The sequence below is a fragment of the Gordonia sp. 852002-50395_SCH5434458 genome, from assembly GCF_001665905.1.
GTDB lineage: Bacteria > Actinomycetota > Actinomycetes > Mycobacteriales > Mycobacteriaceae > Gordonia > Gordonia jacobaea.
This window is the reverse complement of the sequence record NZ_LZTC01000060.1, coordinates 1-615: the sequence shown is the minus strand read 5'-3', so window position 1 is coordinate 615 and position 615 is coordinate 1. Positions and strand designations below refer to the sequence as shown.

Sequence of the window (615 nt, the reverse complement as noted above, 5' to 3'; positions counted from 1 at the left end):
GCGCCGGCTCGGTGGCCTCGATGACATCATCATCTCGCTCTATGCCGGCGGCATGACGTTGCGCGATATCCAACACCACCTCGCATCCACAATCGGCACCGATCTGTCCCACGAGACGATCTCCAAGATCTGCGACGAGGTCCTCGACGCGGTCGACGAATGGCAGAACCGGCCGCTGGAGGCGCTGTACCCCGTCATCTATCTCGACGCGTTGGTGGTGAAGGTCAAAGACGGCGCCCACGTCCGAAACAAACACGCCCACATAGCGATTGGCGTCGACATGGCCGGTATCAAGCATGTGTTGGGGATCTGGATACAGGCCGAAGAGGGCGCGAGGTTCTGGGCCGGGGTGTGCGCGAATCTGGCCAACCGCGGCGTCAAAGACGTGCTAGTCGTGTGCTGTGACGGGCTCACCGGATTCCCCGAGGCGATCGAGGCGACCTGGCCGCTGGCCACCGTGCAGACGTGTGTGGTGCATCTGATCCGCAACGCGATGCGGTTCGTCAACTACAAAGACCGCAAGGAGGTGGCCCGGGCGATCAAACCGATCTACACAGCCCCGGATGTCGAGGTCGCCCGCCTCGAGTGGGAGGCCTTCCGCGACTCGGAGTTGGG

The 615-nt window shown here is 63.1% G+C and carries 1 protein-coding gene; it reads left to right on the top strand.

Annotated elements, in window-relative coordinates; all coding sequences use genetic code 11:
• Positions 1-615 (top strand): IS256 family transposase (locus A5785_RS14265; RefSeq protein ID WP_156528055.1); only part of this gene is annotated, 615 nt, incomplete at both ends.